General features: G+C 42.0%; 21 protein-coding genes. 7 read left to right on the forward strand and 14 right to left on the reverse strand.

Going from position 1 to position 21119, the window contains the following annotated elements; all coding sequences use genetic code 11:
* The first annotated feature begins 73 nt into the window (after positions 1-73).
* Positions 74-928 carry a helix-turn-helix domain-containing protein gene (locus tag V6W81_RS16950; protein ID WP_056690252.1) on the forward strand — a complete coding sequence of 285 codons (855 nt, stop codon included), beginning with the start codon at positions 74-76 and terminating at the stop codon, positions 926-928.
* Here the strand turns inward: V6W81_RS16950 and V6W81_RS16955 are convergent.
* Complete coding sequence (locus V6W81_RS16955; RefSeq protein ID WP_338539845.1) at positions 912-1430, reverse strand: GNAT family N-acetyltransferase; 519 nt, start codon at positions 1428-1430, stop codon at positions 912-914. The two genes, V6W81_RS16950 and V6W81_RS16955, sit on opposite strands and share 17 nt — an antisense overlap.
* Before the next feature lie 202 nt (positions 1431-1632).
* Here V6W81_RS16955 and V6W81_RS16960 point away from each other — a divergent pair, with 202 nt between their 5' ends.
* Positions 1633-2265, forward strand: coding sequence for a class I SAM-dependent methyltransferase (locus V6W81_RS16960; RefSeq protein ID WP_338539846.1), 633 nt, complete (start codon positions 1633-1635; stop codon positions 2263-2265).
* A 123-nt stretch (positions 2266-2388) separates the two neighbouring features.
* Here the strand turns inward: V6W81_RS16960 and ppsA are convergent, their stop codons facing one another.
* Together ppsA and V6W81_RS16970 are read right to left on the reverse strand one after the other, a co-directional pair.
* The gene (gene ppsA / locus V6W81_RS16965) at positions 2389-4986 is read right to left on the reverse strand and encodes a phosphoenolpyruvate synthase (protein WP_338539847.1); all 2598 of its coding nucleotides are present in this window, start codon (positions 4984-4986) and stop codon (positions 2389-2391) included.
* A gap of 340 nt (positions 4987-5326) precedes the next feature.
* Positions 5327-5800, reverse strand: coding sequence for an ASCH domain-containing protein (locus V6W81_RS16970; RefSeq protein ID WP_186380888.1), 474 nt, complete (start codon positions 5798-5800; stop codon positions 5327-5329).
* 232 nt (positions 5801-6032) lie between these two features.
* On the opposite strand from V6W81_RS16970, the gene V6W81_RS16975 reads away from it, so the two are divergent.
* The gene (locus V6W81_RS16975) at positions 6033-7010 is read left to right on the forward strand and encodes a DMT family transporter (protein ID WP_338539848.1); all 978 of its coding nucleotides are present in this window, start codon (positions 6033-6035) and stop codon (positions 7008-7010) included.
* Between the two features lie 63 nt (positions 7011-7073).
* Here V6W81_RS16975 and V6W81_RS16980 read toward each other — a convergent pair whose 3' ends face one another.
* From V6W81_RS16980 to V6W81_RS16990, 3 genes are all read right to left on the reverse strand, one after another.
* A complete protein-coding gene (locus tag V6W81_RS16980; protein WP_338539849.1) occupies positions 7074-8210 on the reverse strand; it encodes a serine hydrolase domain-containing protein in 1137 nt (378 codons plus the stop codon).
* A 226-nt stretch (positions 8211-8436) separates the two neighbouring features.
* The gene (locus tag V6W81_RS16985; protein ID WP_145047082.1) at positions 8437-8625 is read right to left on the reverse strand and encodes a hypothetical protein; all 189 of its coding nucleotides are present in this window, start codon (positions 8623-8625) and stop codon (positions 8437-8439) included.
* A 138-nt stretch (positions 8626-8763) separates the two neighbouring features.
* The gene (locus V6W81_RS16990; protein WP_338539850.1) at positions 8764-10185 is read right to left on the reverse strand and encodes a glycoside hydrolase family 1 protein; all 1422 of its coding nucleotides are present in this window, start codon (positions 10183-10185) and stop codon (positions 8764-8766) included.
* 283 nt (positions 10186-10468) lie between these two features.
* Between V6W81_RS16990 and V6W81_RS16995 the strand changes: the two genes are divergently transcribed.
* Complete coding sequence (locus V6W81_RS16995; RefSeq protein ID WP_338539851.1) at positions 10469-11200, forward strand: MurR/RpiR family transcriptional regulator; 732 nt, start codon at positions 10469-10471, stop codon at positions 11198-11200.
* A 35-nt stretch (positions 11201-11235) separates the two neighbouring features.
* On the opposite strand, the gene V6W81_RS17000 is transcribed toward V6W81_RS16995, so the two are convergent.
* The 3 genes from V6W81_RS17000 to V6W81_RS17010 are packed head-to-tail and all read right to left on the reverse strand — an operon-like array spanning position 11236 to position 13042.
* Positions 11236-11904, reverse strand: a complete 669-nt coding sequence (locus tag V6W81_RS17000; RefSeq protein ID WP_338539852.1) for a hypothetical protein — start codon at positions 11902-11904, stop codon at positions 11236-11238.
* Between the two features lie 33 nt (positions 11905-11937).
* On the reverse strand, positions 11938-12426 hold the full coding sequence (locus V6W81_RS17005; protein WP_338539853.1) for a hypothetical protein: 489 nt from the start codon (positions 12424-12426) through the stop codon (positions 11938-11940).
* 1 nt (position 12427) lies between these two features.
* Positions 12428-13042 carry a DUF1963 domain-containing protein gene (locus tag V6W81_RS17010; protein ID WP_338539854.1) on the reverse strand — a complete coding sequence of 205 codons (615 nt, stop codon included), beginning with the start codon at positions 13040-13042 and terminating at the stop codon, positions 12428-12430.
* 254 nt (positions 13043-13296) lie between these two features.
* On the opposite strand from V6W81_RS17010, the gene V6W81_RS17015 reads away from it, so the two are divergent.
* Positions 13297-13968, forward strand: a complete 672-nt coding sequence (locus tag V6W81_RS17015; protein ID WP_338539855.1) for a cyclase family protein — start codon at positions 13297-13299, stop codon at positions 13966-13968.
* Between the two features lie 56 nt (positions 13969-14024).
* On the opposite strand, the gene V6W81_RS17020 is transcribed toward V6W81_RS17015, so the two are convergent.
* A complete protein-coding gene (locus V6W81_RS17020) occupies positions 14025-14897 on the reverse strand; it encodes a YitT family protein (protein ID WP_056690207.1) in 873 nt (290 codons plus the stop codon).
* Positions 14898-15040: 143 nt separating this feature from the next.
* The gene (locus tag V6W81_RS17025) at positions 15041-15397 is read right to left on the reverse strand and encodes a MerR family transcriptional regulator (RefSeq protein ID WP_056690205.1); all 357 of its coding nucleotides are present in this window, start codon (positions 15395-15397) and stop codon (positions 15041-15043) included.
* 112 nt (positions 15398-15509) lie between these two features.
* Between V6W81_RS17025 and V6W81_RS17030 the strand changes: the two genes are divergently transcribed.
* Positions 15510-16292, forward strand: a complete 783-nt coding sequence (locus tag V6W81_RS17030) for an SDR family NAD(P)-dependent oxidoreductase (protein ID WP_338539856.1) — start codon at positions 15510-15512, stop codon at positions 16290-16292.
* Between the two features lie 124 nt (positions 16293-16416).
* Here the strand turns inward: V6W81_RS17030 and nspC are convergent, their stop codons facing one another.
* From nspC to V6W81_RS17045, 3 genes are all read right to left on the reverse strand, one after another.
* The gene (nspC, locus tag V6W81_RS17035) at positions 16417-17544 is read right to left on the reverse strand and encodes a carboxynorspermidine decarboxylase (protein WP_056690200.1); all 1128 of its coding nucleotides are present in this window, start codon (positions 17542-17544) and stop codon (positions 16417-16419) included.
* Position 17545: 1 nt separating this feature from the next.
* Positions 17546-18784, reverse strand: a complete 1239-nt coding sequence (locus tag V6W81_RS17040) for a saccharopine dehydrogenase family protein (RefSeq protein WP_128101789.1) — start codon at positions 18782-18784, stop codon at positions 17546-17548.
* Positions 18785-19368: 584 nt separating this feature from the next.
* On the reverse strand, positions 19369-19827 hold the full coding sequence (locus tag V6W81_RS17045; protein WP_338539857.1) for a nucleoside deaminase: 459 nt from the start codon (positions 19825-19827) through the stop codon (positions 19369-19371).
* 650 nt (positions 19828-20477) lie between these two features.
* Here V6W81_RS17045 and V6W81_RS17050 point away from each other — a divergent pair.
* On the forward strand, positions 20478-21098 hold the full coding sequence (locus tag V6W81_RS17050) for a TetR/AcrR family transcriptional regulator (RefSeq protein ID WP_145047102.1): 621 nt from the start codon (positions 20478-20480) through the stop codon (positions 21096-21098).
* Positions 21099-21119 lie beyond the last annotated feature (21 nt).

Raw genomic sequence — 21119 nt, forward strand, 5'->3', positions numbered from 1 at the left:
AGTCAACGCTTTTATTCTAAGTAACTCTCGTATATTATTTTAGAATAAGGGCTACTCAGAAAGGAATGAGGATATGGCTAATAACCCTAACGATCCTGCTATGTTATTGACGAGGCAGCAGTATACACACCCTCCGGGAATTCTCGTATCCGATCATTACATCCAGCCCTATGGCTACGCTTGTTATCGAGAACAAGGAACCAAAGACTGGTTAATTATTTATACTCTATCAGGTCAAGGATGGATTAATAATGGAGGCAAAGGGTACTTAAGCTGTACACCGGGGACGTTAACCATGGTATCTCCTGGCACAATCCAGGATTACTTTACGGAAGAAGGGGAAGTCTGGGAGAAACTATGGGCTCACTTTATTCCCCGCCTAAGCTGGGCCGACTGGATGCCGACTAGCAATACAGACGGGCCTTTAATTCAACTTGATCTACTTAACGAGCATTCCCGACAAGCGATTGAATCAGCCTTGTGGAGAGTGATCTCCTATCGATTACACGGAGATGCTGCGTTGAGAGATGAGCTCACCTTAAATGCGCTTGAAGAAGTCATTTTGTTAGTCGCCAGCCAGAATCAGTCGCAGAAGACGTTAGACGCACGCGTACAGGAAGTACTCAACATCATAACTCAGGAATACACAGGACAACTCCTTATTGAGGATCTAGGTAAGCGCGTGTGTCTATCTCCTTCGCGATTATCTCATTTGTTCAAGGAACAAGTCGGCGATACCATTATGGGCACACTGATGAAGCATCGTTTGAAACAAGCCGAGAAGCTGTTAAAGTACACGCTTCGTCCCGTCACTGAGATTGCTCTATCTGTTGGTTTTCATTCACCCGATTATTTCTCGCGGCAATTTGCCACTCATTTTGGCGTCACTCCATCCAACTATCGGAAGGCGTCTAGGAATGTGTTTTGACCATAATAAAGTCCGTCTGCTTCTCATCCCCCATATAGAATGAATGGGATCCCTGTTGCACAAATCCCATTCTCTTGTAGAATGCGATCGCATTCTCATTTTTCTCCCATACACCAAGCCAGATGTTGTGTTTGTTTTGTTCGTTCGCAATTTCAATAGCTTTGTTGAGCAAATGTTTGCCTAGCCCATGCTTCTGGAATGCTTTTTTTACATAAATTCGTTCAATCTCCATCGCTTCTTCGCCCATACTTTCGGATTGAGCATCGTTCATATTAACTTTCAAGTATCCGGCAAGCTCTTCATGGAAATAGATGAAGTAGAACTGTGAAGAGCGGTTAGCCAGCTCCTTTTCTAATTGTGCCGCATTAAACGCTCGCTCCAAATACTCCCTCATATTCTCAGTTGAATTCTGATCTTTAAACGTATCATGGAACGTTTCAATACTGATATCTTTAAGTTGAAGCACTTCGTTAGGAGTGCACTTTGTAATTTTCACGCTCATGGATGAATTGCCCCTTACAAAAATAATGAAATTAAAATAAAACCTATGAAAGTTGTATCATCAATTTATATCAATTTTGTTGTAAATGCAACAAAATAAAAAAAGGGATTTACTATTTACAAAAAACGATACATATATTAGAGTTATTGAGGATTTCAAATATCTTTTATATACACATAATAAAAAAGGAGCTGACTGTGCTGTGGAATTCTGGGAATCCAGTTTTGTGGACAAACAAACGATGTGGGGATTCGAACCTACAGAATCGAGCATTCTAACCAAGGCGTTTTTCCTCGAAAATAACGTTAAAGACATCCTCATCCCAGGTGTTGGCTATGGCCGAAATGCCAAAACCTTCATTGATGCCGGAATCCAGGTCACTGGAATTGAAATTTCCGAAACCGCCATCCACTTAGCAAGGCAACAGGGACTTGATTTTCCGATTGCTCATGGCTCTGTAACCGACATGCCATTTGATGAGCATCTGTACGACGGTATATTTTGTTATGCGCTGATTCATCTATTGAACAGACAGGAACGAGAACAGTTTATTCGAAATTGTTACAAGCAATTAAAGCCTAATGGATACATGGTGTTTACAACCGTTTCCCCAAAAGCTCCGATGTATGGTCAAGGACAACAACTCGATCACAATTATTATGAGATCATGGAAGGGCTTAAGATGTTTTTCTATGATGATAAATCCATTCAAGAAGAATTCGGATCATATGGACAGATTGAAATCTCTGAAATAGCAGAGCCTAATAAAATCATGAAAAACAAACCTTCGATTCCATTTTTGCTTATTCGATGCAAGAAAGCTGAATTAGAATAATCATATATAGAAAAGTGATAGTTAAAAGGACGAACAACGTATGAACATACGTATCCGCCCTTTGTGTTAACAATAACTCAAAGCTTACGTAGCAGCTAGCCTCACTTCATTACCTGCTCGTGGTTAAGAAAGTATTTCGATGTAGCCTTCTGTTCCATTCACACGAATTCGTTGCCCGTCTTTGATCAATTGGGTTGCATTCTCTACACCAACAACTGCGGGTAACCCATATTCCCGTGCAATGACTGCACCATGCGTCATCAGTCCGCCTACTTCTGTCACTAGACCTTGTATAGAAACAAATAAAGGCGTCCAGCCAGGATCAGTAAACGAAGTCACTAAGATATCCCCAGCCTCCAGATCGATATCATTCATGTCCAAAATGACTCGTGCTCTTCCTTCGATTACACCTGAAGAAACAGGTAGACCTGCAATCGAACCCACGGGTAGATGTTCACGATTGTACTCCCCTGTAATGATCTCACCTTCAGATGTCATCACACGCGGAGGCGTAAGCTTTTCATATAATCGGTAGTCCTCTTTCCGTTGATCAATCATCTGCTGATCCAATTGGTTTGTGCGAACCACTTCGTGGAGCTCTTCATAAGCAAGATAATATATATCCTCTACATTCTGAATAAGCCCAGCTTGAACGAGTCGTTCAGCTTCTCTCAATAAAGCCTGCTTATAAATATAATAACGACTGACGATGCCGTACTTTGGATATTCGCGGTAACCGATGAACTTGCGGACGAGGTTGATCTTTTGCTTCGTTTCATGAGCTTTTTGCTCCCCGTCAGGTAATTGCTTCAAGCGATCTATTAACTCTTGTTCCTTCGCCATAGCTTCCTTCAGCCCTTGCTCAAATTTATGCTTACCTGCCTGTGGCTCAAAGTTCTTGATGTTACCCAAGATCATGGGAATCAGTGTTAATGGCTTTTCACTCCAACGAGTTCTTGTTATATCAATTTCCCCAGCACATCGCATGCCGTACTTGCTCAGAAACTGCTCAATTGCTTCCCGGCTTTCCCGTCCTCCATTCAGCTTAACGAGTTCATTTAGAAAGTTAGCATCTTCTGTTCGCTGCAAATAATGAATCACATCTGGATAAGGACGAATCACATCCGCGACATCCAACAACGCCAGACCCATCTCAGAAGTAATATTGCCCTCTACCGATAGCGTGAGCGTATCTGCTACATTCTTCTCACCTAGCCATTCATTCATGTTCTCATTAATCCATGTTGTCGCATTAATAGCAGCCATAAATACAGCCGTACTTTGCGGATCAAATAAATGCTTCTTCAGATCCTGCACATCTTCCAAAATAAAATCCAACAACTCTACTCCTGATTTATCTTGAATATTATGCTGTAGATTATCGATCGAAGTCTGACTTCGCCCTATCAATTCAGACACGATATTGGAATCTGGCTCGAATGGCGGCAGTGTATCTGTGTTACGTCTAGCAGGCGGTGCAGCTTCCTGATCCTTGGGTAGCACGGTTATAAAATCTCGCTCGATGATTGTCTTGAGCGCACCTACAATAAGTGGATCGGAGCTTAAATTATTCAATAAAGCTTGCCTGCCAGCTGTTGAAGACAGCATCGGTGCAATATCCACAAATAATCGGCCTCCGGCTTTACGCATCAGCGCAGGTGTAATCAACAGGTAAAAGGATAGGCCTAATGGTTTGATGGCATCGGTCATCATCTGCTGATGACCCACAGATAGATAGACGTGATTGTCGGCATCATCCACCTTAGGGATTGGGAACAACGTTGTGATGGGGCGACTCTGTACAATATAGAAGGTATCCTCAGCCAGACACCATTCAATATCTTGTGGGCAACCAAAGTAAGTCTCGATTTGTCTGCCGATGTGTGCCAGTTGTATCATTTGTTGATCCGATAGCGTTTGGTATCCCTGCTGATCATGCTCGATCTGCCGTGTTTCCGTTCCGCCATCTTCTAGGCCATAGATCGCCAGCTTTTTCGTGCTGATCATTTTATCGACAATGTGGTCTCCTTGGACTTTGTAATTGTCAGCGGAGACTATACCTGAGACCAGCGCTTCTCCTAGCCCAAAACTAGCGTCGATGGATATTACATTGCGATTGGATGTGACCGGATCAGCCGTGAACATAATTCCAGAAGCCTGTGGAAATATCATTCTCTGTACGACAACAGAGCAATACACATGCCTGTGATCATATCCATTTTGTATACGATAAAAGACTGCACGTTCGGTAAACAGTGACGCCCAGCATTTCCGAATGTGATGAAGGATTGCTTCTTGTCCAATGATGTTTAAGTACGTATCTTGTTGCCCAGCAAATGAAGCATGAGGTAAATCCTCAGCAGTAGCACTCGAACGTACCGCATAAGCTTGTTCCATGCCCTGCTTAGACAGGTGGCTTATAACTTCCTGTGTTACATCGGAAGGTATTGCTGTATCCATAATCGTTTGACGAAGCTTCAGACTTACTTCACCGATCTGTGTGCGATCCTGTAGAGTTAGCATCGCCAGTTGCTTCAGCAAAGTAGGATACGTATCGTTTTGTTCAAGCGCTAGTTGGAATGCACGTGTAGTCACACAAAATCCATCAGGAACATGAACTCCCTCTACTGTGGATAGCTTCCCTAGATTGAGCCCTTTACCACCAACAAGTATAAGCTGTGTTGCGTGCATTTCCTGAAAATCGAGAACGAATGAATTCATTCAGCCTCACTCCAATCCGCCTATTTTGAAAAAAAACATTTGACAAGAGTTAATCAGCATGATAAATTAATAATAGAAGATAGGTTTATTATGCTGATTAACAATTTTCAGAAATTTGTATTCCGATTATATCACCGGATTTATTTACATACAATAACCAAAAAGAACCTGATGTAGTCCATCAGGTTCTTTTTTATCGTTTATCATAGACTAGCCCTATTATTGCAAACACATGCTAGAACTCTAGTATGACACTATTGCATGCCTCGCCACTTGATATGTATACAAGTACCAATCTATTCATCTAGCAACGGTATCATTCGCAGTTCTACCACCGTACCTAAACCGCTGCCCTGTACACGTCCACAACCTTAAATGTCTGACAAACCAGCAGTATCTCTGGAGTAAACGTAAGACCGTACTGGCTCAATTGCCATGTGAAAAATTCAACATGCTCCTGATACCAATACGCATAGCTCAGATCACCCTCTCCTTCAGATCGAGCAAATTCATGGGTAACTTCATTCATTTTCACGACTTCAATCTGAGTCATTTGGATAATGGCTAACGGATTGTTATCTCCGTCTAATACAATATCGTACTGACCTACCTTTGGAATTTCCTCGTTTTCTAGCTCATATGCACAATGAGCAGAACACGTTCCCGTTTTCATGCCACTAACAACTAATCCGCCTAACTCATCTCCCATTGCCTTTGATCCGTCTCCAAACATCCACGCACTTGGAACATCCATGTTTAACTCGTTTTGTTTGGCAAACCTTTGCCAGTATTCCTGTATTATATTTGCTGACACTATACGTCCTCCTATAACCATAGACTCCATCGAATTCATAGAATTCATCTTATCTTAACATATTAATCTGATATTGATCATTTCAGGCTCCATCAAACCTTGATCTCCTGATTCGAAAATAGTTCTGAACTTACATTTAGCAATACAAGTCGTACGAATTATGATATGGTCAGTGATGGATATGAGATTAGTACAACCATATGTGCATGAAACTGCGAGGAGAAGATGGAACGTGATCGAGAGAGAGATAACAGAGAAACGAAGTAAATTTCAAGACCCATTGTTTGTCATGCTCATAGCAAGCCTATGCTGCTTGTTATGGGGGAGTGCTTACCCATCCATTAAACTTGGATATGTCGCTTTTAACATCTTGCCGGAGGACATCGCCTCCAAATACGTATTTGCTGGATATCGCTTTACATTAGCCGGTTTATTGCTTCTAGTCCTGTTTCGAACGGTGAGAAAACAGAGATTGAAGCTGACCGGGCGTGAGTGGGCTAGCCTTGGCGCACTCGGAGTCTTGCAAACCGGCCTGCAATATATGTTTTTCTACGTTGGGGTAGCCAATACAACCGGCGTAAAAGGCTCCATTATGAATGCAACAACAACGTTCTTCAGTGTTGTTCTGGCTCACTTTATCTATAAAAATGATAAGTTAAGTCAAAATAAAATTGTCGGCTGCGTGCTTGGTTTCGTCGGCGTAATTATTGTAAATTTTCATGCAGATCTGCTCACATTCTCCTTCTCACTTACAGGCGAAGGTTTCGTGATCATAGCTGCTCTAGTCTTCTCGGTGACCGCGATCTACGCGAAACGTTTGACGGCTACTATTGATGTCATGATCATTACAGGAATTAGTCTGTTCGTTGGAGGCGTTGTGCTGACTTTGCTTGGTCTATCACTTGGCGGCAGTGTTACCCACTTTACTCTAGCATCTACAGCGAATCTAATTTATCTGGCCTTATTATCTTCCGTGGCATTCTGTCTATGGAATCTGCTTCTTAAATACAACAAAGTTGGAAAAGTATCTGTGTATAACTTCCTCATTCCTGTATTTGGTGCATTACTATCTGCACTGTTCCTGGGGGAATCGGTTCTGGAACTGAAAAATCTGGTTGCATTACTTTTTGTATCACTCGGAATATACATGGTCAATCGGGTAGTCTCTGCCAAGGGGGATAAAGGGTTGGTCACTAACTATAAACCGTAAGATGTAAGATGCATAATCAACTATTAAGAGCCGCGAATTTTTATTTCGCGGCTCTTACATCATTTATGACAAACAAGAATATACAACATTCCGTAACCGCCGCTGAACGTAAGGCTCCTGACTGTTCAACAAATGCTGTGCATACATTACTGTCAGCTCGGAATCCGGATCAATAATTGCCATACAACCCGCAGCACCACTCCATCCGAATTCACCAATGGCACTAAGTGATCCACTGCCTGCTTTGGAGATGTGCGTACGTACACCTAGTCCGTAACCATACCCATCCATATGATCCCAGGAGTAGTCCCCTCGGGTCATTTCATTCAGGTGATCTGTCCGCATAAGCTCTACCGAAGCCCGGGAGAGAATTCGCACACCTTCCGGACTTGTGCCTCGACCTGTCAATGCATTCAAGAACAGAGCATAGTCGCTAACCGTGGACATCAGCCCTGCTCCACCGCTTTCCAGCTCTGTACCTACACGGAATCCATTGCCATCCATACGTACGGCTTGTCCAAGCTCATCATTGTAAGCATATTGCGGAATTAAACGGCGCTGTTGTTCTTCATTCAGATCGAATGCCGTGTCTTTCATGCCGAGCGGTTCGGTAATCGCATCTCGCAAATACGTACCAAACTTCTTACCACTAACAACCTCCACCAGAGCTCCCAGCACGTCGTGACACATACTGTAGTTCCAATGTGTGCCAGGCTCAAATAACAATGGTTCTTTGGCAAGCGCTTTCGCAAATTCACGTGTGCTTACGGTTCCGTTGCTACTCTGTACGATCTCCTGTATACTTGGGCAACCCACATCATATGACAATCCAGCAGTCATGGTAAACAAGTCGCGTACCGTTATCGCTCTGGTCGCTTGTTCCAGCCGAACTTCTCCATTCGCCATCGTTTTCTTCACTTTCATGTCTGCATACTCTGGCAAGTATTCTGATAACGGATCACTTAACAGCATATCGCCTCTCTCCACCAGTTGCAGCCCCGCAACACAGGTCATGATTTTGGTCATGGAATACAGATTAAAGATCGCTCCATCCCCGATTGGTGTTTGCTCCTCTAGATTGGCATACCCATTCCGATAACGGAAAACGGGTTCATTTCGATGCAAGACAAGCACCTCTGCCCACGGCACTCTCCAAGATGTGATACGATCAATAAATGAAGCAAGCGGTTTAAAGTCCATGTTTTCCCCGTCCTTGTATGTAGAATCTATGATCATTATAGATGATCCATTGCCGATGTGGTTTACGCGCACCCACATTCCACGCACTCTATTAATATACGACTCCATCAAAAGCAAAACAACCATTTTCAGCACAATACCAAGAACGGTTATCCTTGGACTTAATTCAATAACACAACAAATAAGCCAATCCCGAAGGATCAGCTTATTTGTTAGCTTTTTGAGCTTATGTGCGTCTGTTCTCAACAGATTTCATGCGGTTCTGGTCGTCAGACACTCGGTCATGACTGAATTCTTGACCTGCTTCCATCTCGCCATGTCCTGAAATGTTACGGGAGAATTGGGTGAACTGTCGTTTATGTTCATCCTGTTCATGCTTTTGCTTCAGAAGCTGTTGTGGATCCTGATTAGTCATGAGGTTACCTCCCCTAAATAAAATCATGTTTATTTCAACGCACTACATAAGTTTTCCATAAGAACGCAAAGCTTATGCATGAAGATTTGCATTTAACGATTGCATTCAACAATTCTACTCAACACACTGGTTAACGTATTATTCGAACAAACTACCGCCATTGGTCTGGATCACATCTTGGTACCAGTAAAATGACTTCTTACGATAACGTTCTAAAGTGCCTGAGCCGTCATCATGACGATCTACATAGATGAATCCATAGCGTTTCTTCAACTGAGCCGTAGTTGCACTGACTAGATCAATACATCCCCATGTTGCATAGCCCATTAGTTCAACACCGTCTTGAATTGCCTCAGCGACTTGAATCAAGTGCTGCTTGAGATAATCAATTCGATAATCATCTTCCACTGTTTTTTCACCGTTTGCATATGTGATCAAGTCATCTAATGCACCTAATCCATTCTCTACGATAAACAACGGTTTCTGATAACGATCATAGAACGCATTCATAATGTATCGCAAGCCTTGCGGGTCGATCTGCCAGCCCCAATCGCTCGCTTTCAAGTGTGGGTTAGGGACACCGCCAATTAAGTTACCTTCACCTTTAATTTGTTTGGCTGGATCAGCAGTTTCACAGCTACTCTGGTAATAACTAAACGATATAAAGTCGACAGTGTGTGTCAGAATTTCTTCGTCCCCAGGTTCAAAATGAATCGTAATGCCATTCTCTCTCAGATAACGTTTCATATAACCCGGATAATGCCCACGGACATGAACATCGGCAAAAAATGTATTTTGGTGGTCAGCCTCCATCACTCGAATGACATCATCAGGAGCTGGAGTCAGTGGGTATATCGGCATGGCGATAACCATACAACCAATTTTGAAATTCGGATTAATTTCATGGCCAATCTTCACTGCCAGTGCACTTGCAACAAATTCGTGGTGAACCGCTTGATACAACTCTTGTTTCGTCAGTTGATCCTTAGGGGTGCTGATCCCTCCACTAATAAACGGATGCTCCAGAATAGAATTAATCTCATTGAATGTTAACCAGTATTTCACCTTGTCTTTATATCTTGCAAATATAGTTCGCACATATCGTTCATAGAAACCAACCATTTTACGATTAATCCAACCATCATATTCTCTGGACAGGTGAAGAGGAGTTTCATAATGAGAAATGGTAACTAAAGGCTCAATGCCGTATTTGCGGCACTCATCAAAGAGATCATCATAAAATTGCAGCCCTTTTTCATTTGGCTCAAGCTCATCGCCCTTCGGGAAAATTCTAGACCACGCGATCGACGTTCGGAACACTTTAAAGCCCATCTCGGCAAGCAGTTTAATATCGTCTTTGTATCGGTGATAGAAGTCAATTCCGATCAGCTTCATATTGTCTTCCGTCGGTTCTGCTGTGGGAGGCGTCATGATCCCATTAGGCATAACATCTTGAATGGATAACCCTTTTCCGTCTTCTAGATAAGCACCTTCCAATTGGTTAGCCGATACAGACCCTCCCCACAGAAAATCAGCGGGAAATGTAAATGTTTGTTTCACTAATGTTCCACCCTCTCATGTTTAACCTGTTTAATCCTTAAAACCACACTACTTCAATGAAGCCGCTTTGTTAGGTCAGCGTATAATCCTATATCTTGCTCTTAACTCATGTTACTTATATTAATGATCAAAATATATACTTTGTGGCATTTAGTCCGAGTTAACAAAGATTCGCATTTGTTACATTGATGTAACACCTTGTTTTTATAACTTTGTTATATTACATTTAGAAAGGTGGCTTGCATTTTTGTACGTGCTTCAGAATCAAAGGAGGGTATATTTCATGTTTTCTAACGAGCAGATCTCTTCATATAATGACTTGGAATTATCAATATATAACTACATTTCACAGAACATGGAGAAGGTTGCTTACATGCGCATAAGAGAGCTGGCAGATGAGACGCATGTTTCTACTGCAACGATTCTGCGATTTTGTAGAAAAAACCAATGTGAGGGCTTTTCGGAGTTTAAAGTGAAGTTGAAAATGTTACTGGCTCAGCACAATAGAAAATCAACAAAAGCCTTGAAAAGTCCTCATCATGCTGTGTATGAATTTTTCGAACGTTCCCAGAATCCTGAATTGGAAGAGAAGATTAGAACAGCAGCACAATTGGTGTCCACAGCCAGCAGTGTCATTTTTATCGGTACGGGGAGTTCAGGGATTATGGCGGAATATGGCGCTAGATATTTCTCAAGCCTTGGCACGTTCTCGATGTATATTAATGATCCTCAGTTCCCTGTCCATGCCAAAATACGAGAGAACAGTGTTACGATTGCATTATCGACCTCGGGTGAAAATCCATTCATCCTACCCCATCTAACACAAATTAAGCAGGAGAAAAATAAAATTGTGAGTATTACGAATAATCGCCAATCCACTATAGCCAAAATCTCCGATACTAATATTCCCTATTATGTAAATGAGGAGTACTATGAATCAGCAAATATAACCACCCAATTCCCCGTACTCTTTCTATTGGAATGGATGGCTCGAGAGGTTTCCAAACATGAATGAGTCATAAATTTTGCTCAAGCAAGACTTTGTTCTACCTAATTTGCCCAGAGTTCTTCGATGCGCTCTACCAAGTTATTTAGTGTCTTCCCATCTGTTTGCTTCGTAAAATTTATCATCTCTTCCGTGTTCCCTTGGAACGCAGATAGTACATAGTTGTCGTCTACAACATAATACGTCGCATATCTAGTAAAAGAATAACTCCCCTTTTGTTCAGGGGCAGTCCCTCCTTTGATAGAAGTCACTATTTTCATACCAGGTTTCAGATCGGGTTCTACCCCCACGAAGTCAGCATTATAAAATAAGTTAATGTTCTCGTTAACCTCTTTTCCCACGATCACCTGGTGTACCTTAACCTCATATGAAACAAACGTTGGTTGATAAGGTTCTATGCCCTGACTCTTATCCTTCTCGGCAAAATCCCCCTCTGGTGTTCCTGGTTCTGTAGATAAAGTAGCTCGGAAATTCTCATTTTGTTTCAACACTTCAGCTATAATTACTGCATCGGATATCTCTAGAATTTGATCAAAGGGGACATCTATCGTCTGTACATACGCAGGACTACCTGCTGAAAGTGGATATTCTTCACGTAGTTCTTCTATTCTTTCATTGGTAAGACTTGCAACGAGTTGTTGATCCGTTGAGCAGCCCAATACAACAATTGTTAAGCTGCACAACAATGCCGCCATTAACGTGTTCGTTTTCATTATCCTTTTTCTCCATTTCAGTTTAGAAAATGTTCATGACCTGTTTCGCAGTATCCGCTCCATTATCCAGCCTATGAATATAGAGAACGACAATCCGAAAAGCAGGATTGGAAAGTTATAATACAGTGTATTAGTATACTGGTTCAGCCAGCCAAAGCGGTAGACTGCCGAATCGGGATCATTCGTGTAACCGTTCAGCTGTTCGCCTAAATTGTGAATGAATTGAACTTCCATGAAGATAAAGAGACCACACAACAAAATAGCTACAATAGGTATCAGAGCATACATCGGATCCGAGCGATCACGATGATCATTAAACCACCTTCTGGTTAACGTCATCGTCCACATACACAGGATAATAAATGTCAGTATGGATGGAAATAGAACGAGAAGACCCAGATTTCCGTTACCAGAAACTCCTCTACCCGGTTCATGCTGAATAGTTGAAATATGTACACCTCCGACCATCAGCACATTCCAGAGCAGAAAAAAAAGATACGGTTTATGAATTCGTTTCATCATCTTAGGTATCCTCCACTATAATATAACCTTCATGTTTAGTTTCCTTGAGGTAAACAAACATGGTTGGTGCTCCACCAGCATTGATATAAAAAGGCAACCAATTCGTATGCAGTTGAAGTAATAGATGATCATGTTCTTCTATTGGAGACCCTTGAATACATGCGGGAATACCTCCGAATTTATCGATGTCTATTTCTTCAAAGCTTGATGTATGTCCCTCTGTCACCTGCTTAACCTGGGGTATCCAGACACACTGTTCATCAGTGGTTGGTCCAGTTACATGCTCTCGAATAGATATGCAGCTTGGAATACTCCCCTCAGCCTGAATAATAACTGCATTCTCGCCCTCATATGGATATATAATATCCGGATCAAAAAACGTGTCTTGTCGGTCTTCAGGCTGTGTCACAAAAATGTATGCCATCCGGATGGAATTCACATCTTCATCCCATTCGTCTAATCGAACCTGCCCTATAAATTTCATAGGTCGATCATCCCATGCAGCACTGACAGGCCACTCTGGAGAGGTCAGCCAATCTGGCTGTCCACCAAATCTCGTCTGAAACGGTTCATATTCAGATACGGAAACAAAATGAGTTATTTTATATGCATACATAGATAGAATCAACTCCACATCATATAGTCAGATCTTACTATCTTAACAGTAGTTTAAATAAGAGAATAAGCACAAATGATACCGATGAAACATTTACGATGCAACCTTACTGTGTAATATCATTCATGAAATAAAGCCTCATCGCATAAAACGATAAATGGTGTAGCATATCAGACATGGTTCCGGTTGCATGTCCCTCTTCAGCCATTGCAATTTAGATCATATTATGTGGTTCATAAAGGAGCGATTGGAAGATGACACGAATGCTCTTGTCCTATCCTCTTAGCACGCATACTCCCATATATAACGGTAATCCTCCGGTAGAGATCCAGCAGCAGTCGAGTATAGATCAAGGTAATCTGTACAATCAGTTCATTATTACTTCCCTTAACCACAACGGTACGCATATTGACGGACCATGGCATTTCAATCCTCAGGGCAAAAAGTTAACGGAGATCCCGTTAGATAACTTCATCTTCAACCATCCTGTCGTGCTTGATATTCCCAAACAAGATGATGAGCTTATTACCAAAGCAGATCTTGAACCTTATGAACATCAAATTGCTGGTTCGGATCTAGTGTTGATTCGCACTGGTTTTGGCAATAAACGGTCAACAGACCCTACCCGATACAGCAATCATAACCCGGGTCTTGCAGCATCTGCTGCCCGTTACCTAATGGTCTTCGACTCGTTGCGGGCAGTTGGATTGGACGCGATCTCAGCTGGCGCGGCTAATCATCCAGATGAAGCCGTTGCTTTTCACCAAACGATATTAGGGAAAGACAGGATCGATGGCAAGTATATTCTCGTCATTGAGGACATGAATCTCAATCATGATCTGTCTAATATTAGCAAGGTATACGCTATCCCATTGTATATTGAAGGTGTGGACAGCAGTTTTGCAACGGTGTTTACCGAAACCTAATTGTATAAAAAAACGCGCTGAGAGAACTCTTCTCTCTAGCGCGTTTTTGATTCTTTCTAGTGAATATCCTTCTTCTTGAAATTCCCGCCTTTAACCTCGGCTACATCGTATACGACTACAAAAGCCGTAGGATCAATTTCATGAATGATATCTTTAATTTTACTCTCTTCCATCCGGTTGATGACACACGTAATTTCTTTGAATTGCTCATTAGAGTATCCACCATATGCGTCCGTATATGTTGCTCCACGTCCTAGACGATCACGAATGGTTTCGACCATAATCTCTGGTTGATTCGTAATAATTTTGAATGTCTTGGAACCGCTCAAGCCTTCTTCAACGATATGTATAACTTTAGAAGCAATAAAGTACGCAAGCCCTGACAGAATCGCCCCTTGCAGACCGAATACGGTAGACACGACGATAAACACAAACATGTTGAGGAACAGGATTAGGTCACTCGTTCCAAATGGGACTTTACGGGATAACAACACAGCCAACATGTCTATTCCATCTAATGCTCCGCCATTACGCAGTGCAAGACCCATACCAAAACCGATAATAATACCGCCAACAACGGTAACCAGCAAAGTATCGCCTTGAATAATCGTTGGCACATGGTGCATCATACTGGTGCTAACCGCAAGTGAAGCAATACCGATGACCGAATATAAAGCAAAACTCTTACCAATCTGCTTATAACCAAGCCATACAAAAGGAATGTTAATAAGCCCGATTAACATCCCGAGTGGTAGTCCGAACAATTGTGATCCTACGATGCTAAGACCGGTTACCCCGCCGTCCGAGACATTGTTCGGAATCAATATGGCTTCCAAGCCATATGCCGTGATAAATCCCCCGATAATGATTAACAATACTTTGGAGAGGATCTTTAGCTTGTTCGATTTTTGTATTCTGTTTTGATTCATTCCATTTCCCCCTTGATGAACAATGCACAACGTAAATTTTAGCAAACATAAAAAATAGTCTATAACAAAAATCACACTCTTGGCAATAGAAGGTCATTTAAAAAAAGCATGTTACGCTATCTATTGAATCCAAGCTCATTACATTATTTCCCGATAAATGATCGATATGCCACAATTTTAAGTTCCAGCATTTCGTTCGCGGCATGAAGGTTGTTCATCTGATCTTCAACGGCTCTCTTATGATTCTCCAGCAGCTTCAAACGTTCTGGAGCTGTGTGCTCACCTTCTTGAAATAACGAAGCATATTTTTTGATGACAGCGATCGGCATTTGTGTTTCTTTTAACTTGATGACGAATTGCAGCCACTTCACATGAGATTCATTATATCGCCTATCTCCACCGGCATCACGAAGTGGGATGATGATCTGCTCCTTTTCGTAATACCGCAACGTATGCGCACTGATCCCGAGCAATTCAGCGACTTCACCAATGGTATGCATGGTTGAACTCCTTTCCATTTTCTTGCTTGACTTAGAGTAAGCTCTAATCAGTATAATCAACTCGTAGTCACATCACAATAAAAATACTGAAATTAGATTCGGAGGAATTCTCATGAAATACACCGTAATTACTGGAGCAAGTTCAGGCATTGGATATGAAGCAGCTTTGGCATTTGCAGCACGTGGTAAACATCTGATTCTAGCTGCACGCAGAACCGCTGAGTTGGAACAGTTAAAATCCAAAATTGCTGAAATAGATAACACGTTAGACGTTGTCAATCGCACCGTAGATCTATCCATTGCCGCGGATGTACATGCTTTCTATGAAAGTTTGAACGGTTATTCCATCGAAACATGGATCAACAATGCTGGCTTTGGCAATTTTGCCTCCGTTGGTGAGCAACACTTGCCTAAAATTGAACAAATGCTTCATCTCAATATTGAAGCTCTTACGATTCTCTCCACTCTCTATGTTCGGGATTATGCCGAGACTCCAGGCACACAGATTATCAACATCTCTTCCGGAGGCGGCTATACGATTGTACCCGATGCGGTAACGTATTGTGCAACCAAGTTTTATGTCAGCGCCTTTACCGAAGGTTTGGCACAAGAGCTCAAAAGTAAACATGTGCCCATGCAAGCCAAAGTGCTCGCGCCTGCTGCTACAGAGACCGAGTTTGCTGAACGTGCCTTTGATCTAGATCAGTTCCAGTATGAAGGGCGTGTACCTAAGTTCCATACAGCCGAGCAGATGGCCGGATTTTTACTAGACCTGTACGACAGTGAATATGTCGTAGGGATCGTTAATGGACTAACGTATGAATTTGAACTGAAAGACCCCATGTTTCCTTATGCCACCCGAGCAGCAAGTAAACCCGTTGATTCAAACAACTAATACAAAAAAAAGAGCAGTTCCAGGTCACACGAGTGTGATTTGGGAACTGCTCTTTTTACTTATATAATTACAATATACATCGCTAGAGTAATAACGGTGATAACTTAGGATATATAATAACGTATTAAGCCAATCTTGTTTTGAAATCCTGGTATCCGAACTCTCGCACGATTTCACAATCGCCATCTTTTCGTTTGACTGCAATGGCTGGCAACGGCATGCCGTTAAAGGTATTGGTTTTTACCATGGAGTAGATCGCCATGTCCTCGAATACGAGGCGGTCACCTTCTTGCAAAGGTTGATCGAATGAGTAATCTCCAATGACGTCACCAGATAGGCAAGTTTGTCCACCCAGACGATACAGATGCGCCTTCTCGCCCACTTCTCCTGAACCGATCAGCGGCGGACGATACGGCATTTCCAGTACATCTGGCATATGACATGTAGCTGAAGTATCCAGAATAGCAATATCCATGCCGTTTTTGTGGAAGTCCAGCACGGAAGTCACCAGATATCCTGCATTTAGAGCAACGGCTTCTCCCGGCTCCAGATAAACTTCTAGACCATAGTCGTTCTGCATACGCTTAATGCAAGCTTCCAATCTTGGAATGTCATAGTCTTCACGTGTGATGTGATGTCCACCACCGAAGTTAATCCATTCCATCTGTGGCAGCCATTGACCGAACTTCTCTACAACTGCGTTCAGCGTTGTCTCCAGATCATCGGAGTTTTGCTGACACAATGTGTGGAAATGCAGTCCTGATACCCCTTCGAGCAGTTCTGCTCGGAAATCCTCTTGTTTAGCTCCAAAACGAGAACCCGGAGAACACGGATCATAGATCTCGTGTCCTTCTTGGGTTGAACATTCCGGGTTAATGCGCAAACCAACCTTGCGGCCAGCCTGAAGCGCCTTATCCTTAAATTTCGCAAGCTGCGAAAATGAGTTGAAAATGATGTGGTCACAGATCGAAATAATCTCGTCGATCTCTTCTGCACGGTAAGCTGGAGCAAAGACATGGTTTTCCTTGCCCATTTCTTCGTGACCCAAACGTGCTTCATACAGTCCACTTGCCGTCGCACCACTCAGGTATTCTCCAATGAGAGGATACATCGCAGTCATGGAGAACGCCTTTTGTGCAAGCACAATTTTGGCACCTGTACGCTGCATTACCCCGTTCAGGATTTTTAGGTTTTTCTCAATTAGGCTCTCGTCAACAACAAAGCACGGCGTCGGTAATTGCTCAAACCGCATTTTAACGAACAAGCTCCGATTCTTTTGCTTCTTCTGGCAGTTCATCAACCAATACCGGGTTGAAGTCTTCTACCCATGGGAGACCCCATTTGTTCAATTCTTCCATGAACGGATCTGGGTTGAACTCTTCGACGTTGAATACGCCTGGTTTATTCCATTTACCTGTCATAACCATTGCCGCACCGATCATTGCTGGAACGCCTGTTGTGTAAGAGATCGCTTGGGAACCAACTTCTTTGAAGCACTCTTGGTGATCACAGATGTTGTATACATAGTATGTTTTGTCTTGGCCATCTTTTTTACCTTTGAAAATGCAACCGATGTTCGTTTTACCCACTGTACGTGGTCCAAGGGATGCTGGATCTGGCAATACTGCTTTCAAGAATTGCAATGGAATGATTTGTTTGCCTTCATATTCAATCGGTTCGATTGAAGTCATGCCTACGTTTTCCAATGCTTTCAAGTGAGTCAGGTAGCTTTGGCCAAATGTCATGAAGAAACGGATACGTTTTAGACCAGGAATGTTTTTCGCCAAGGACTCCAATTCTTCATGGTACAACAGGTACATATCTTTTTCGCCAACTTCTTTGAAGTCATAAACACGTTTGATTTCCATTGGCTTCGTTTCGATCCATTCACCATTTTCCCAGTATCTTCCGTTAGCTGAAACTTCACGGATGTTGATCTCAGGGTTAAAGTTTGTTGCGAACGGGTAACCATGGTCACCGCCATTGCAGTCAAGGATGTCGATATATTCGATTTCATCGAAATAGTGTTTCAGGGCATATGCAGAGAATACGCCAGTTACGCCAGGGTCAAATCCGCTTCCAAGCAATGCAGTAATGCCTGCTTTTTCAAAGCGCTCTTTGTAATCCCACTGCCAGCTGTATTCGAATTTTGCTGTATCTTCTGGCTCATAGTTCGCTGTATCCATGTAGTTTGTTTTCGTTGCAAGACAAGCATCCATGATCGTCAGATCCTGATATGGCAAAGCCAGATTCATCACGATATCCGGTTTAACTTCGTTGATCAACGCGATCAACTCGTCAACATTGTCAGCATCCACTTGTGCTGTCGTAATTTTTGTTTTGCCGCCGTCCAGCTTCGCTTTAAGTTCGTCACATTTTGATTTTGTACGACTCGCGATGCAGATCTCCTCAAAAACTTCGCTATTTTGAACGCATTTGTGTACTGCCACAGAAGCAACGCCGCCGGCGCCGATGATTAGTGCTTTTCCCATTTTTCATTCTCCTATCCCCATATGTAGGTTCGTTTTTTTTGTACGATTCCATGCCATCACAGATTGTATTGTTTCATTATGCAACGTTCACCCGCTACTGATACAATAAAAAAAGCAAGGTGAAAAATGCCGCATATTTGCGCATCATCACACTTGCTTGTTGATATACATCATAAATAAGACGTGAAGACTCCTTGACCAAAAAAATTCACAAGAACTCCTTTGGCGGAAAGCTCCTTCATGTATATCAATATTGGATCAGAGTCTATATAGCAAATAATTCGCCTTTACCACTCTTATTGACCGTTTCACAAGTTGATGTGCAATTGCACTGGTTGTAAAGTAACCAACTTATAAAATTTGAGCTTTGAACTCAATCAATAAGGCAACATAAGTTGCCAATCGGCGTTTGACCCGGCTGTCCGTATGGCCTTAACTTCCTGGGGGAAGTGGTCAAATTTATCTGCTGGAAAGCTCTAATTCATATTGATAAATCAACTTTCCAAAATCACAGGTATTACACTATCAGACGTTTCCGAAAAAATCAAGGCATATTTAAAAATAAATTTTGAGAGTCTATTAAACTATACGTGGAATTGGTAACCCTCGAATACTTTCATCCCTTCTCGATTGAGTAATTCCTTTACAACCTCAGGGTGTTGAGGACTTTTCGCAAACACTTCTTCACATGAGATCATAATATTACTTCCAGCAATTTCAGCCAATTGATCATGGGATACACTATACACAAGTCTGCCGAGATTAGACCACACCATCGCTCCGGAGCACATTACGCATGGCTCACAACTCGTATACAAAGTGTATTCGCTTAAGTCAAATACGTGATGCTCTGAACAAAATTTTCTTATAAGTCCAATTTCGGCGTGATGAGTCGGATCACACAACGTATTAATTTTATTTTCACCTATCATCACGACCTCTTCATTCTTAACCAGAATTGCACCAAAAGGTTCGTTTCCCTCTTGGCGCGCTTGCTGTGCAATTTCAATAGCTTTATGCATAAAATATTCATCTGTTCTCATCTGTCTAACCTCCATGAACATTAATAATCCCATAACAACTAAGCTGATGTAGCATCTACCTCGATAACATCTGCCGAATACCTCTATTCTAGCATGATTGCTATTACAAGTATGATAAAATCCCTGCAAATTCAAATCAAATCAGTACATCCGAAGCGTTAAATTGAAACTCCCCCCATTTCGATTCAATTCATTGCCTTACTGCCAATAACAACATATTGTTCGCTCTTCTCTCTCTCATATTATCAGCCCTATCTTCCACTTGCACAGCAACTGAAATTTAAACCGTAATTAATTGAAGCGAATATTAATGAGGTAATCATGGATATTCATTCATCTCTGTCGAGTGATCCTGGTTACTTTCATTTTTGTCTAGACATAAATGAAATGCATATTTGAATTACGAAATATCACAGAAAGTGGATATTCATATCTTCATTCAACATCTACAAACTTGCTCATTGAGTAAATTTGCACATTGTGCAAGTTGTTGTTATGATAATTTCACAGCATTCTATTTGCTCACCTATATTCTCACAATTCTAAATTTTATTAGACATAAGGGGGAATTCTATTTACACGTTATAAAATAAATAAGCTAATTCCGCCAGCTTCGCTGGAGATGGAGATGAACGCATAAGCGACCGCTCATGATTAAACGAACTTTAAGACATCTAAAAAAAGAAGCGACCGAAAAGTCGCTTGCCAGCATTGCATTCGAACTTACCCTGGAACATGGGCTCGACGGTTTTACGGTCGAAGATATTGTGCAAAAAGCAGGTTATTCTCGCAGAACGTTTGCCAATTACTTCACTTGTAAGGAAGAAGCTGTTGCCAGAGGAGCTACATCGGTTCTGAATACGGCTGAACTAGAGCATTTGCTCACCGAGCTGCCCGAGCATGCGTCTCTACTCGATGTCCTCTACCAATTAATTAAAATGCAGCTTACTACAGAACTCATCGGAAGATTGCATCAACTCTTATTGTTATCTAAGACGTATCCCGTGCTGGAGCCACATTACCTCGGGGCAATGCACCAGATGCAGACGCAAGCGCAAGAAACGCTGCTGGATCTGTCTGATGGAAAGTACGATGAAATTTACACTTATCTTCTACTCAACTCGATCTATGGAACAATCCTTCCATTAATTGATGGAAGACTCAATGTGTTATTGCCAGGTCAGGCTGTAACGGATGATACCAAAGAAGGTGCAGTCACATTTGACCAGTTTTTAGAAACCGTTTTTGATCATTTGCGAAAAGGCTTCTAGCCTCCCATCATTCATATGCAT

Source organism: Paenibacillus tundrae, from assembly GCF_036884255.1.
Classification (GTDB): Bacteria; Bacillota; Bacilli; order Paenibacillales; family Paenibacillaceae; genus Paenibacillus.

Bases quoted from the DNA above. Each gene is read 5' to 3' on its own strand.
- V6W81_RS17040 (WP_128101789.1), bottom strand. From the start codon at position 18,784: ATGGGAAAAGCACTAATCATCGGCGCCGGCGGCGTTGCTTCTGTGGCA.
- V6W81_RS17000 (WP_338539852.1), bottom strand. From the start codon at position 11,904: ATGAAAACGAACACGTTAATGGCGGCATTGTTGTGCAGCTTAACAATT.
- V6W81_RS16985 (WP_145047082.1), bottom strand. From the start codon at position 8,625: ATGACTAATCAGGATCCACAACAGCTTCTGAAGCAAAAGCATGAACAG.
- V6W81_RS17010 (WP_338539854.1), bottom strand. From the start codon at position 13,042: ATGTATGCATATAAAATAACTCATTTTGTTTCCGTATCTGAATATGAA.
- V6W81_RS17005 (WP_338539853.1), bottom strand. From the start codon at position 12,426: ATGATGAAACGAATTCATAAACCGTATCTTTTTTTTCTGCTCTGGAAT.
- V6W81_RS17030 (WP_338539856.1), top strand. From the start codon at position 15,510: ATGAAATACACCGTAATTACTGGAGCAAGTTCAGGCATTGGATATGAA.
- V6W81_RS17050 (WP_145047102.1), top strand. From the start codon at position 20,478: ATGATTAAACGAACTTTAAGACATCTAAAAAAAGAAGCGACCGAAAAG.
- V6W81_RS17045 (WP_338539857.1), bottom strand. From the start codon at position 19,827: ATGAGAACAGATGAATATTTTATGCATAAAGCTATTGAAATTGCACAG.
- V6W81_RS16955 (WP_338539845.1), bottom strand. From the start codon at position 1,430: ATGAGCGTGAAAATTACAAAGTGCACTCCTAACGAAGTGCTTCAACTT.
- V6W81_RS16995 (WP_338539851.1), top strand. From the start codon at position 10,469: ATGTTTTCTAACGAGCAGATCTCTTCATATAATGACTTGGAATTATCA.
- ppsA (WP_338539847.1), bottom strand. From the start codon at position 4,986: ATGAATTCATTCGTTCTCGATTTTCAGGAAATGCACGCAACACAGCTT.
- V6W81_RS16980 (WP_338539849.1), bottom strand. From the start codon at position 8,210: ATGGACTTTAAACCGCTTGCTTCATTTATTGATCGTATCACATCTTGG.
- V6W81_RS17020 (WP_056690207.1), bottom strand. From the start codon at position 14,897: ATGAATCAAAACAGAATACAAAAATCGAACAAGCTAAAGATCCTCTCC.
- V6W81_RS16950 (WP_056690252.1), top strand. From the start codon at position 74: ATGGCTAATAACCCTAACGATCCTGCTATGTTATTGACGAGGCAGCAG.
- V6W81_RS17025 (WP_056690205.1), bottom strand. From the start codon at position 15,397: ATGCATACCATTGGTGAAGTCGCTGAATTGCTCGGGATCAGTGCGCAT.
- V6W81_RS17015 (WP_338539855.1), top strand. From the start codon at position 13,297: ATGACACGAATGCTCTTGTCCTATCCTCTTAGCACGCATACTCCCATA.
- nspC (WP_056690200.1), bottom strand. From the start codon at position 17,544: ATGCGGTTTGAGCAATTACCGACGCCGTGCTTTGTTGTTGACGAGAGC.